Origin of the sequence: Heliorestis acidaminivorans, from assembly GCF_008933955.1 — a bacterium.
Taxonomy (GTDB): Bacteria; Bacillota; Desulfitobacteriia; order Heliobacteriales; family Heliobacteriaceae; genus Heliorestis; species Heliorestis acidaminivorans.
In genome coordinates this window covers 44,952-57,726 of sequence record NZ_WBXO01000006.1, presented here as the reverse complement: position 1 = coordinate 57,726, position 12,775 = coordinate 44,952, and the positions used below count along the sequence as shown (strand labels likewise).

Genomic DNA, 12,775 nt, shown 5'->3' with positions numbered 1-12,775 from the left:
ATTAGGACTCTATTGGGTTTGATGCCCTAGAAGAGAAAGAGAGCCGTCGCGACGGCTCTCTTAGCAGTGAAGTTACTGTAATGGCATCGTTCCCTGAGTGGTGAAAGTGCCGGTAGGCTGGTAAGTGTTAATCATCGTTTGTGTTGTATTGGAAGCTAGAGTGGGAACTTGGTACATACCTTTTTGGTTCATAAATTGGAAAGTTTCATAAGCTTGGTTGATGCAAGATTGGATGGTGCTGTTCATAATTTGACGTAGTGTAGGATCAGCACATTCCAAAGCGGCAACAGTTGTTTTCATTGCTAAAGATTTACTGCAACTGAGGATACCAGAAGCAATATCACGATCGTCAATTTGGTTAACGTTACTATTAGGTTGTTGTGGAGCGGGGTTACGAAGTCCGTAAGCAGGACTGCTTTGGATTGGTGTACGGTAGGAGTGAGATGATTGGTTTTGGCGAGTCTGTAAGAAACTTACTAAGCTTTGGTAGTTAGATTGCATGTGACGAAGCTGATTATCAACGATTTGTGAGAGACGTTGGTCTTTAATATGAGGGCGATAAAGTTCAAAAGTGTTGATGGTGTCAATCGTTGAGGTTAGAACTTCATGGGTCATTATTAACTCATGGGCACCAATTTTTTGCTCTGTGCCTCTCATATCTTGTTGCATGATGCCACCATAAGGAGATTGGGTGCCATAATTAATGCCTGTACTAATGTTAGTACTCATAGCAGGACCAATGTTGCCAGGACTAATATTAGTACCCATAGCAGCTCCAAAGGCTGTTCCCAGATTAGTTCCCTGTCCTGTTTGGTTTTGCTCTGTTCTAAATGTTTGATTTTGCATAGCCATCAACCTCCATAAGCATTTTTCCAAGTATTAATGTGCCACTGTTACTTGAAAAAATACGAACCATAAAGTGTTAAATATTCTCAATAAATCGTACCGTCTGATACCATAGTCTTTGGCCATCGCTCTCTATAAGAACCGCACCATGTTGGTCTGTTCTGAACAAGTCTGCTCCTAAGGATGTCCAAGCTTCTATAGCTTGTGGCGAAGGGTGTCCAAAGTTATTTCTACCTACCGTAATGACAGCAATTTCTGCTTTCGTTTCCTCAACAAAGGTAGAGTTAAAATACTTACTACCATGATGTGGTATTTTTACCACATGAGCTGCTAGATCGATAAGCTTGCGCTCCGCTAGAGAAGTCAGTGCTTCTTGTCCTTCCACTTCAAGATCGCCTGTAAAAAGCATTTTTACTTGGTCGTATTGTAGCATTAAGACAATAGAACTATCGTTGATCTTATCTGCTTGTGTATTTGCTAAGGGATATAGAACAGTTAAGGCTATTTTACGATCAGGGCTAATATCTTTGCCTGTAACAGGGCTTTCCCAGATCGGTATATTTCTAAGTTCTGCTATATTTTTGAGCTCTTCATAGGCAACTACTTCTTTTGGCGGTGGTGAAAGCACCAACTGCCCTATGGAAAAATTTTGAGCCAAATAAAGCAGACCACCAATATGATCTTGATCGGCATGGGTATTGATAACCAAATCAAGATGGCCGACTCCTTTATGACGAAAATAGGTGGCAAGGATTTTTTCTCCGGGATCGTAAGGTCGAGCCGTTGAATGAGTTGTCCAAAAACTTTCACGGCTCTGCTCTTCCCTTTGTCTTTGCGGGAAATTGACGGGTCCCGGGGCATCGATGAGGATTCTTTTTCCTTGTGGTGTCTCTATCAGAATACTATCTCCTTGTCCCACATCGATAAAAGTGACTTTTACAGTAGCTGCTGTAAAAAAGGAAGTTAAAACTATAAATGATAAGAATAGGGCTGAAGCAGGCAAAAAAGATTTTTGCAGGCGACAAAGTATTTTGGGACTTAAGTTGTTGAGAAAAACTTCTCGTCCTAAGATTAAAGCCATGTAATAGGCTAAGATAAGCAAAGGAGATGGTGTAGCTACCGTTAAAGCCGAACCAGGCACAGTAGCTAGTTGACGCAAGATGCGTGTAACCGCTTCAACGACGAGAGAGAGGGAAGCTAAGAGCCAGGAAGCACCTGTTTCCCAGATAAAGATTAGAACAAAGATGACAAAACCGAAGATGACTATTAAAGCGATAAATAGGCCTGCCAGCAGATTAGCAACAAAACCAGAAAGAGATAGCATGTTAAAGTAATAGATTGTTAAGGGTGCTACGGCAAGTTGAGCAGACAATGATAGAGCTAGTACGGCAAGAGGTGCTTTAAGATATAAGGAGAGACTACTGCGATTCATCCACTGATGAAAAAGGGGTAGAAAGTATAAGATGCCCCAGGTGGCGCCAAAGGACATTTGAAAGCCTATGTCACTAATCATGAGGGGGTTATAAAGCAGAATAGTTAAAGCCGCGGCAGCAAGTATGGTGGGTGGATCAACTTTTCTTTGTATGCCATAAGCAATGAGACCTCCAAGGGCCATTAATATTGCCCGTTGTACAGATGGTGGAAAAGCCGTCATAAAGCCATAAAACATAAGAACAGTTGTTGTAATTATGATGCTTGTCCAGATCGGTAATTGCCATTGACGCCATCCTCTCAAAAGCACCATAACAGTTCCAGCTAGAACTCCTACGGCAGTACCAGATACGGCAAAAGCATGGGCTACACCGGTAATTCGGAATACTTCACGATCTTCTTCGGTCAACTGATCTTGACCACCAAAGATAATGCCAGCAATGACGGCGCTTGCAGTCGGTGTTGCGTAAGATTTTACAAAAGCAACCATTTTTTCGCGCAGACTATGAGCGCGATTGCCGATGATCTCTAAGATTTTTTTGCCTTCTGAAGATTCTAAGAATACTATATCGTCAGCAGAGCGCAGGGTCATTTCTCGAGAAATACCTTGACGCCATAGATAAGCTTGATAATCAAAAGAGCCTGGATTTCTTCGTTGATTAGGTATATAAAGTTGCCCTGACAGTGATAACTTCTCACCAATGACGGGCTTTCTATCTAGTGCTGGACCTGTATACTTGACACGAACCTTTTCACCATCAGGGCGACGTAAGTCTAGTATCAACTGGTGCGGTTTTTCGTTGATCGCTACAATCGTTCCAGAGAAGGGAGCATTTTCTTCAAGCAGATAGTTCTGTGGAATAAGAGTATGTTGAAAGCTATAATACCAGCTTAGGCCAAAAAGTATGAAATAAAGTAGAAAGCGTCCTAGTGTTTTAGCAGGCTTAAGTGAAAAAGAATCTTGCGGAAAGAGGTGCTTATCTCCTCCGTAGAATAGAAGGGCTGTTATGATGGTAAAAGCAAGCCATAAGTGTATGGTCTCTGCAGAAATAGGGTATCGGTATATTTCTCCATGAACTACCCCTCCGGTAATACCTAAAGCTTTGAATAAAACAAAAACCACTAGAGGTCGTTGCATAAAATCACCTCGAGTGGCATTATTCTACAGAAAAACCAAATATCCTCTTGTGGTAACAGTTGTTAGTAAGTCGATTTAGCTATTTTTTTGTACAAACCTAGTTGATAAGCAAGACCTATACGGGATTCTTCTAGCCATTGAGAGATTTCTTCTCCTTCTGTTTGCTCATTGAGAGAAGGAATGGTAACTTTGTGACGGCTAAAAAAACCAAGACAATATTCTTCAGCAAAACGATGCAGGAAGCGGGTTTTTGAAGCAAAGTCAGAGCTGATAACTTTCATTCTTTCCAAAAAATCTTTTATGCTATGGACACTATTTTCCCGAAAAAAGCGGTGACAGAGACGCCAAAATTTTTGAGGAAATGTTAATAAAGCTAGTATTAAAGGGTACTCTGCAGGCTCAAGAGGGCGGATTTCATCGTAAGTTTTTATTATTTCTTGTCCTCGTTGGAAAGACCATCGATAGTAACGCAAGGAACGATCGAGTAAACGAACCAAGTCGCAGATATAGATGTCCCAGCGACAATAATCGAAGTCGATCAATCGTGCTTGATTATAATGGTCAAGTACGAAATTACGAGAGGCTATATCACGATGAACAAAAGTTGCTTCTTTTTTGGCATTATCGCTAATTTCTTGGTATTGAGAGTTTTCTAAAATCTTCAGAGAACTTTTTGCTTGTTCAATCGATTGATCAAGTAAAGCGAGCATTTTTTTCTGTTCTGTCATAGTTAAGAATATTTTTTTCTCTGCTACTAAAGCTCGATATTTTTGCAGGTCTTTTGTGCGACGGCTAAGGACTCTGGGCCAACGCTTCCAGTAGGCACGACGGTGATTTTGCTGAGGTGTTTTTAGTCCCTTGGCATGTTGATGAAACTGTGCAAGCGTTGCTGTAGCCGCTGTAAGATGACTTTCCCGCTGGAAGTCACAAGGTCGATCAGCAACCCAATCGGTCAAAAAAGCAAAGCCACCTTGGAAGGGTGTATAGAGTTTACCCTGCCAGGTGGGGATAACTTGGGGAGTGAGTGTAAAGTTTTGTTGTGTTAAGTGATCCATGGCCTGGCAGATAAAGTGTAGTTTTTCTTCTTCGTAGGTCACTTTTTTGAGGCAAAGCGGACCGAGCTCACTTTCCAATCGCCAGACTATAGAAAGCTGTTGAATGGCCCTAATATTGATCTGATATTGTTCCTTGAGCAAAGTGACCAATTCTTCTGCTAATAAATCCAACTTTGATCACCTGCTGTTTTGGACTTGAGAGGCTCTTGTCTTTCTATTACAATTATATGAGCAAGATATCGAAGTCGTTTCTAGGGAAAGGCGGGTATTATGGACTATTTAGCCATGCAGGCAACAATAAGAGGCCGTCTTTTTGCACCGATCTACTTGATTACAGGTGATGAAACCTATATTATGCAAGAATTAATAGAAGAGTTAACTGCCACTTTTACAGAACTATCGGGCGGCGACTTTAATACTGAACGATATGATGGAGAAAGTTCTGCTGAGACAATAATAGAAAGTGCCCAGATGATGCCTTTTTTTGCAGAGAAAAAGCTTATTCTCGTTAGAGATTCTCAATTTCTCCGACCTCCCAAAAAGTCTCAGGAAGAGGGGGAAGCAAAAAAAGAGAATCAGCCTTCAAAGAAAGGTAAAAGTCACCAAGGAGGTGCTGAAGAAGCTTTAATAGCTTATCTTGAGAATCCATCGCCAACGACTACCTTAATTTTTTACTCTCCCTCTGGTGTTGATAAACGCAAGAAATTTTACAAGGCTCTTGATAAGTGCGGCTTAGTAGTAGAGGTAAAAAAACCAACGACGGCTGGAGTTCAGGCATGGACTATTGAGAGAGCGAGAAAAATGGCTTTGCCTTTTGATCCAGATGCCTTAAATTTACTTTTGGAAAGAACAGATGGCGATATTGGGCGCATTGCTCTTGAACTAGATAAGCTTTATACTTTTTTGGGACAACCTTCACAGAAGCGCCGTGTTACTTTTGAAAGGGTACGTCGTCTTGTTCCAGCAGAAGCAGAAGATAATGTTTTTGCTATGGCTGATACAATAGGTGCTAAACAATTTGATAAAACACTGCTCATTCTTCGCGACCTGATCCGGCAAGGACAGCCTCCCGTTCGCTTATTATTTTTACTTGTTCGTCATATTCGTCAATTATTGTGGCTCAAAGACATGAAAGCCAAGAAATTTAAGGCTAGTGATTGTGCTAAAGAGTTAAAAGTACCGCTTTCAATAATTGGTAAGTTGGAACGGCAGGCTAATCAATTTAGTGTACAGGAATTACGCCATTTCTATCATGTCTTAAGTAAAGCTGACTGGGCTATTAAGACAGGTGCGGGGGAAGCAAAAACAGAGCTAGAACTAGCTATCCTTGACTTTGCTAAAAACAAAAAGCTCTTCTCATAAAAGTATGAGAAGAGCTTTTTTCGTTCATCATGACAAAGCTTACTGAGCGGAAGCTTTGTTAAGTTTTTGAGTAAGACGGGACTTTTTGCGGGCCGCCATGTTCTTATGAACCAAACCTTTGGACACAGCTTTATCAAGAGCTCGAACAGCCTTCGCAAGAGCTACACGAGCATTATCAACATTGGCGGAGGCCAGGGTTTCTTCAAAGCGCTTAATAGTGGTGCGCAAAGCAGAACGAGCAGATGCATTTTTTATGTTCCGCTCACTGCTGATTTTTACTCGCTTAATAGCAGACTTAATATTTGGCACAATCCTCACCTCCTTGCCACTTTACACAAATGCCATTTTATCATGAATTGCTGGGTCATGCAAGGAAGAGTTTACCGAATTATTGATTAAGTCTCTAATAGTATGGTTTTTTTTTTGGGGGGTCATACTATTTGACAATATTGAATGAACCACAAGGAGGAATTGTAACTTGATGGGCTTACTTGTTCGATTTTTAATTTCTGCCGTCGTTCTATTAGTAGCAAGTTGGATCATCCCTGGGTTCTTTGTCGCTGGTTTTGTCGGTGCTATCATAGCGGCCTTGGTCATTGCTCTGCTAGGTTACGCTGTAGAAGCAATTTTTGGAGAAAAAATCAGTGGAGGTCAGCGTGGTCTTGTAGGTTTTATTATTGCCGCCGCAGTGATTTGGGTAAGCCAACTTCTAGTTCCAGGTGCTATACAAGTTAGTATTCTAGGTGCTTTAATTGCCGCTCTAGTTATTGGTGTAGCTGATGCTTTTCTACCTACACCACTCGACTCAAGAGCTATAAAAGAAGGAGAAAAGTAAGACATAGTAATGCCCCCCTAATCATATCCATAGTAATGGAGGAAAGGGGGGGTATTGTTTGCTTTTTAGAAGGACAAACCATTGGGGAAGGAGAAGGCTCCGTCTTCTAGGACCAGTTTTTTTAATTCTTTTTCTACTTCTCGTGGTCTGGATGAGCATGGGAAGAGCCATAATCCCTTTTTGGTCTCTCCTACCGGCAAACGATCTAATGAAGCTGGCTATGCCTGTACTTGCTTTAGAATCGGATAAAGCTTTTGATGATGATTCTATTAATGTCTCCAGAACTGGATGGATGGAAAGCCTCAAGAAAGAGCCCTTCCATCTCTGGATGGAAAGTCAACTTCCTTTTCTGGGACAAAAGTCAGATCAAGTTGACAGTAAGGCATTACAAATTGAATCACAATACTATGTAAATTTACAAGATGAAGCAGTGGCGGTAACAGCCATGAATCATAGTTCGGAACAAAGCCCTCTCCTTCGTGAAGAAGGTGATGACTTCCCCGAGCTTCACATCTTACGAGAAGATCCGCGAGGTGATGTGCCGCCGATAATTGAGCGAGCGGCTCAAGAAAAAATGCCTCAGCGACCTATCGTCTTACTCTACCATACACATAACGGCGAAACATATGGGGCTACAGACGGAAAATTTCATCTAGATGGCCAAAATGGTGGTGTCTACTTGGCAGGAAAAAGATTTGCCGAGACCTTGGAAAAAGAATATAACATAGAAGTGCTTCATAATGATGCTATTCACGACTATCCTTCCTATGCCCTAGCGTATACGCAATCTCAAAAAACAGTTATTGATCTGCTCAATCAACATCCTAATCCTCTTGCTATTTTGGATATTCATCGTGATGCTGTACCTCGACGAGAAACAGTAATGATTGAAGGGAGAGCAGTTGCTCCAATACTTTTTGTTGTAGGCACTAATGCTCGTGCTCCTCATCCCCGGTGGCAAGAAAACTTGCGTTTTGCCGAAGAGCTATCCAAAAAACTTGATCAGCTTTACCCAGGGTTAAGTAAAGGTGTCATGACTAAGCAAGGACGCTATCACCAGCAAATGCATCCACGAGCTTTACTTGTAGAAGTTGGAGGTCACTTAAACTCAACTCCAGAGGCTTTAGCGGCCGCAGAATTATTAAGCCATGCCTTGGTAGAAGTCTTACAAGAAAGAAATCTTTTTGAAATTATGAAAGAATAGAGTTCTCATCAAAAGTAGATGAGAGCTTTATTCTTTCTATTTACACTGTCTTTTTCGAAAAATATTCTTGTCTTTATGTCGAAAGGCAATACAATAATGTAGTGAGTCTATTGACGAAAGGGGCTTGTTCGTGGACGATAGACCAGAAGATCAGTATCCTTACAAAGATAAAGAAAAAAAAACACCTACAATTGGTGGAGAGCAAGTTGCAACAGCCGCCGCTTCTATAATGATTGCCATGTTGATTTCGCGGATTCTTGGTTTTGTCCGTGAAGCTGTTATCGGAGCAAAGTTTGGTCAAAATGAAATTACAGACGCTTATATTGCCGCTTTTACCTTGCCTGATTTTTTATATTTTTTACTTGTAGGCGGAGCTTTATCTGCCGCTTTTATTCCTGTCTTTTCTTCTTACATAGCTACCCAAAATGAAAAAGAAGCTTGTTATGTAGGCTCTTCTTTTATTAATGCCATGATTTTAGCTATTACGGTAGGCGTTATACTGGGTATTATTTTTACACCTTATCTAATTCCTTTAGTTGCCTATGATTTCAAAGGTGAGACACTAGAAAATGCTATTTTTCTGACTAGGATAATGTTTCCCTCTGTTCTTTTTACAAGCTTAGCTGGCTTGGCTATGGGTGTCTTAAATTCTCATCGTCACTTTCTCATGCCTGCTGTTGGCTCTGTCGTTTATAATGTAGTTATTATTTTGTGCGGCCTTCTTCTGGCCGACCAGTTTGGAATTGCCGCCTTTTCCATTGGTGTTGTCTTAGGTGCTATGGCCAACTTTTTAATTCAAGTTCCAATGCTTAGAAAAGTAGGCTTCCGTTATTCCTTTACTCTTGATTTATCTCATGAAGGAGTAAGAAGAATCGGCAAATTGATGATACCAGCCATTATAGGGCTTTCTGTCCTCCAATTTCAGGAGATTATTACCCAAAACCTAGCGTCAGCTCTTGAAGCAGGATCGATTACAGCACTTCGTTTTGCCAATCGTTTAATGCAATTACCCTTAGGTGTCTTTGCTATAGCTATCTCTGTAGCTATTTTTCCAACGCTAACTCATAGTGCCGCGCGGCAAGAGTGGACAGAGTTTCGTCAAAATCTATCTTTAGGTCTGCGCAGTGTTATTTTCATCACTTTACCTGCCGCTGTAGGAATGGCTATATTACGCGTTCCTATTGTACAAGTTCTTTTTGAACATGGTAAATTTGATCATTTCGCTACTTTGACAACAGCTTCTGTATTACTCTTTTTCTTAATAGGACTTTTTGCGCAAGGTGCGAATCAGCTTTTACCGCGAATTTTTTATGCTATTCAACGCCCTCAAATACCTGTTCGCATTAGTATTGTAGTGCTTATCGTAAATACAGTTCTAAGTTTACTCTTTATTCCTTATCTTGGTGCTTCGGGCTTAGCTCTAGCTTTTTCGATTAGTGCCTTTGTAGCTTTTGGCCTTTCTCTTGTAATAGCGCGCAAAGCTTTAGGAGGCATTGATGGCAAGAAGTTGCTCTTTTCTATAGGAAAAAGTGCTGTTGCTTCTGCTGTTATGGCTCTTGTGTTAAAGGTTTCATTATTATTTTTGCCTTATATTTTTGATATTTCTACAAAAATCGGTCTAATAGCTTTCCTAGTAGTTGCTGTTACTATAGGGGCTTTCGTCTATGCAATAATAGCTATGTCGCTTAAGATGGAAGAAGCTCGACTTGTTCGGACGACATTTATGAGCCGCTTTGGTCGACTCTTTTCTCGTTCTTGATCGTTCCTTTATTGTTTATCAGTGGAATGGTCGGTTATAATAGTTTGGATATCTTTCTAAGATAGGCAAGGGAGGAAGCGAAAATAATGACACAAAGGTTAGATAAAATTCGGAATTTCTGTATTATTGCACATATTGATCATGGGAAGTCAACCCTTGCCGACCGTATATTGGAATATACAGGGGCTCTATCGGCAAGGGAGATGGAGGCTCAGGTTCTCGACTCCATGGATTTAGAGCGGGAACGCGGTATTACCATTAAGTTACAAGCAGTTCGTTTGCAATATAAAGCAAAAGATGGAGAAACATATATGCTCAATCTTATTGACACGCCAGGTCACGTTGACTTTACTTATGAAGTTTCACGATCTCTGGCTGCATGTGAAGGGGCTTTGCTTGTTGTTGATGCCGCTCAAGGCATTGAAGCGCAAACTTTGGCCAATGTCTATTTGGCTTTAGAAAACGATTTAGAGCTTATTCCTGTTATCAATAAAATAGACTTACCTAGTGCCGAGCCAGATCGTGTAAAAGCAGAAATTGAAGAAGTGATCGGCCTTGATGCTTCTGACGCTGTATTGGCTTCAGCCAAATCAGGCATTGGGATTGAAGAAGTTTTGCAAGCAGTCGTTGCAAAAATCCCTCCCCCAGAAGGTGGTTTGGACAACCCCTTACAGTGCATGATCTTTGACTCTTTCTATGATGCTTACAAAGGAGCTATCTCATATGTGAGAGTAGTGCACGGCAAGGTCAAAAAAGGAACAACTGTTCAAATGATGTCAACGGGTAAAAAGTTCGAGGTTACTGAAGTTGGGGTATTTACACCATCTCCTCGTCAAGTAGATGAGCTAACAGCCGGTACTGTTGGTTTTATTGTAGCGTCTATTAAGAATGTTAAAGATACACAAGTGGGCGATACTATCACCGATGCTAAAAATCCTGCCCCAGAGCCTTTGCCAGGTTATCGCAAAGTGACTCCTATGGTTTACTGTGGTCTCTACCCTGTAGAAGGAGCTCAGTATGAAGACTTGCGCGATGCTTTAGACAAGTTGCGCTTGAATGATGCAGCTTTGATATATGAGCCTGAGACTTCAGTTGCTTTAGGCTTTGGTTTTCGCTGTGGCTTCTTAGGCCTACTTCATATGGAAATCATACAAGAACGTCTAGAAAGAGAATTTGATCTAGAACTGATAACAACAGCGCCAAACGTTATTTACCGAGTTACTCAAACAGACGGTGAAGTAACGCTTGTAGATAACCCAACGAAATTACCACCAGTACAGAAGATCGAAACTATTGAAGAGCCTTACGTAAAAGCTTCTATTATGGTCCCTTCTGATTTTGTTGGTGCTATTATGGAGCTTTGTCAGGAAAAACGGGGTACCTTTATCAACATGGATTATGTATCAAGTCAAAGAGTTATGTTGACTTATGAACTGCCTTTAGCTGAAATCATTTATGATTTCTTTGATCAATTGAAGTCACGAACGAAAGGCTATGCTTCGCTGGACTATGAGATGATCGGCAATAAGGTCTCCAATCTCGTAAAATTAGACATACTGCTCAATAATGAGTTAGTTGATGCTTTTTCGGTCATTGTACATCGTGATCGAGCTTACAATCGTGGTCGTGGTCTTGCTGAAAAACTGAGAGAACTTATTCCTAGACAAATGTTCGAAGTGCCTATTCAAGCTGTTATTGGCAACAAGGTCATTGCCCGAGAAACGATCAAAGCAATACGCAAAAACGTTTTGGCCAAATGTTATGGCGGTGACATTAGCCGGAAAAGAAAGCTTCTAGATAAACAAAAAGAAGGTAAAAAGCGGATGAAGCAAGTAGGCAGTGTAGAGATTCCACAAGAAGCCTTTATGGCTGTACTGCGCGTTGACGACTAAACAGGTCTGTTCATGATGAAAACAGATTGGGGTCTCTATGTGCATATTCCTTTTTGTCAGAGTAAGTGTTATTACTGTGACTTTTACTCACATCTTTCCACAGCAACGGTGAGAGAACAGTATGGACAAGCAATTTTAATGCACATGAGGGAGTTTTTTAGTCAATCAAGTTTTGATAAGACTGGTCCACCTGCTACGTTATTTCTAGGTGGAGGGACGCCATCTCTGATGTCACCACTGTTTTTAAGACAGATAATGGCGCTTTTACGCACCTACTTTGAAATACCTCAAAATTTTGAAGTAACGATAGAAGCTAACCCCGGTACTTTAACGGATGCAGAAATGTATCAGTGGGTGGAGCAGGGTTGTAATCGTCTCTCTATGGGTGTACAAGCTTTTCAACAATCGAACCTAGACTTTCTAGGACGCAACCATACTCCTGAAGATGTAGATAAAGTTGTTCAGTCAGCAAGACACAGTGGACTTACTAATATTTCTTTTGATTTCATCTATGGAATACCTGGTCAGACTTTGGAGGATTGGCTTTTTACCTTAGAAAAGGCTTTGCAATTGAAACCAAAGCATCTTTCTCTGTATAACTTGAAAATAGAAGATCATACAGTTTTGGCTCAGAAGTTATCTCAAGGTTCCTTTAACCTTCTCTCTGAGGATGAAGAAGTTGCTATGTACGAAAAAGCTGTAGCATTACTGCAAGAAAAGGGCTTTCAACAGTACGAACTTTCTAACTTTGCTTTACCTGGCTTCGAATGTCGCCATAATATAAACTATTGGAGACGAGGCGATTACCTTGGCTTTGGAAGTGGCGCTGTGTCTATGAAAGGCTTGCATCGCTGGACTTGGATTAAAGACAGTAGAGCATATATGGAAGCTCTACAGAAAGGCTTCCAAGTTCCCAAAGCAGAAGAAGAACAGCTTAGCCCAATAGAAGGCGCTGAAGAAGTTCTCTTTCTCGGACTTCGTCATCAAGAAGGTGTTGATTTACAGCAGTTAGAACGAGAATACGAAGTACCTGCAGACATTATGGCTTTTTGGAAGAAGATTTCTAGAGAATTCTCCTTACAAGGCTGGCTTGATTATAAAGATCATCGCATTACTTTACGCCCTGCTAGCTACCTGTTATCAAATGAGGTTATGAAGCGCTATCTGCTTTAAGTGGTATTGACAAGACTTTTTTACAATGGTATTTTTTATCTAAAGAACGTTAGCACTCATTATCTAAGAGTGCTAACAAC

At 40.9% G+C, this 12,775-nt stretch carries 10 protein-coding genes; 6 read left to right on the top strand and 4 right to left on the bottom strand.

The genetic code is table 11. From position 1 onward, the window contains the following. Window positions 1-72 precede the first annotated feature (72 nt). The 3 genes from F9B85_RS09050 to F9B85_RS09040 form a co-directional block, all read right to left on the bottom strand. Window positions 73-846 carry a spore coat protein gene (locus F9B85_RS09050; protein ID WP_243138131.1) on the bottom strand — a complete coding sequence of 258 codons (774 nt, stop codon included), beginning with the start codon at window positions 844-846 and terminating at the stop codon, window positions 73-75. A gap of 76 nt (window positions 847-922) precedes the next feature. After that, window positions 923-3,415 (bottom strand): DNA internalization-related competence protein ComEC/Rec2, encoded by a 2,493-nt coding sequence (locus tag F9B85_RS09045; RefSeq protein WP_151620116.1) that lies wholly within the window; start codon window positions 3,413-3,415, stop codon window positions 923-925. A gap of 62 nt (window positions 3,416-3,477) precedes the next feature. After that, entirely contained in the window at window positions 3,478-4,641 is a 1,164-nt protein-coding gene (locus tag F9B85_RS09040; protein ID WP_151620114.1) for a CotS family spore coat protein, read from the bottom strand. Between the two features lie 99 nt (window positions 4,642-4,740). On the opposite strand from F9B85_RS09040, the gene holA reads away from it, so the two are divergent. Continuing rightward, window positions 4,741-5,832: a DNA polymerase III subunit delta gene (gene holA / locus F9B85_RS09035; RefSeq protein ID WP_151620112.1), complete on the top strand. Its 1,092-nt coding sequence runs from the start codon at window positions 4,741-4,743 to the stop codon at window positions 5,830-5,832. Between the two features lie 39 nt (window positions 5,833-5,871). Here the strand turns inward: holA and rpsT are convergent, their stop codons facing one another. Continuing rightward, window positions 5,872-6,141: a 30S ribosomal protein S20 gene (rpsT, locus tag F9B85_RS09030; protein WP_151620110.1), complete on the bottom strand. Its 270-nt coding sequence runs from the start codon at window positions 6,139-6,141 to the stop codon at window positions 5,872-5,874. A 169-nt stretch (window positions 6,142-6,310) separates the two neighbouring features. On the opposite strand from rpsT, the gene F9B85_RS09025 reads away from it, so the two are divergent. The 5 genes from F9B85_RS09025 (at window position 6,311) to hemW (ending at window position 12,695) form a co-directional block, all read left to right on the top strand. Further along, window positions 6,311-6,667 (top strand): phage holin family protein, encoded by a 357-nt coding sequence (locus F9B85_RS09025; RefSeq protein WP_151620108.1) that lies wholly within the window; start codon window positions 6,311-6,313, stop codon window positions 6,665-6,667. Window positions 6,668-6,824: 157 nt separating this feature from the next. Further along, entirely contained in the window at window positions 6,825-7,871 is a 1,047-nt protein-coding gene (gene spoIIP, locus F9B85_RS09020; RefSeq protein WP_170270362.1) for a stage II sporulation protein P, read from the top strand. 130 nt (window positions 7,872-8,001) lie between these two features. Continuing rightward, window positions 8,002-9,630, top strand: a complete 1,629-nt coding sequence (gene murJ / locus F9B85_RS09015; protein ID WP_243138130.1) for a murein biosynthesis integral membrane protein MurJ — start codon at window positions 8,002-8,004, stop codon at window positions 9,628-9,630. An 86-nt stretch (window positions 9,631-9,716) separates the two neighbouring features. After that, window positions 9,717-11,522 (top strand): translation elongation factor 4, encoded by a 1,806-nt coding sequence (gene lepA, locus F9B85_RS09010; protein WP_151620104.1) that lies wholly within the window; start codon window positions 9,717-9,719, stop codon window positions 11,520-11,522. 12 nt (window positions 11,523-11,534) lie between these two features. Further along, the gene (gene hemW, locus F9B85_RS09005) at window positions 11,535-12,695 is read left to right on the top strand and encodes a radical SAM family heme chaperone HemW (protein WP_151620102.1); all 1,161 of its coding nucleotides are present in this window, start codon (window positions 11,535-11,537) and stop codon (window positions 12,693-12,695) included. Window positions 12,696-12,775 lie beyond the last annotated feature (80 nt).

What these genes read in the sequence shown, in the direction of transcription:
- spoIIP (WP_170270362.1), top strand. Translation starts at nt 6,825, where the DNA reads ATGGGAAGAGCCATAATCCCTTTTTGGTCTCTCCTACCGGCAAACGAT.
- F9B85_RS09050 (WP_243138131.1), bottom strand. Translation starts at nt 846, where the DNA reads ATGCAAAATCAAACATTTAGAACAGAGCAAAACCAAACAGGACAGGGA.
- F9B85_RS09045 (WP_151620116.1), bottom strand. Translation starts at nt 3,415, where the DNA reads ATGCAACGACCTCTAGTGGTTTTTGTTTTATTCAAAGCTTTAGGTATT.
- hemW (WP_151620102.1), top strand. Translation starts at nt 11,535, where the DNA reads ATGATGAAAACAGATTGGGGTCTCTATGTGCATATTCCTTTTTGTCAG.
- lepA (WP_151620104.1), top strand. Translation starts at nt 9,717, where the DNA reads ATGACACAAAGGTTAGATAAAATTCGGAATTTCTGTATTATTGCACAT.
- holA (WP_151620112.1), top strand. Translation starts at nt 4,741, where the DNA reads ATGGACTATTTAGCCATGCAGGCAACAATAAGAGGCCGTCTTTTTGCA.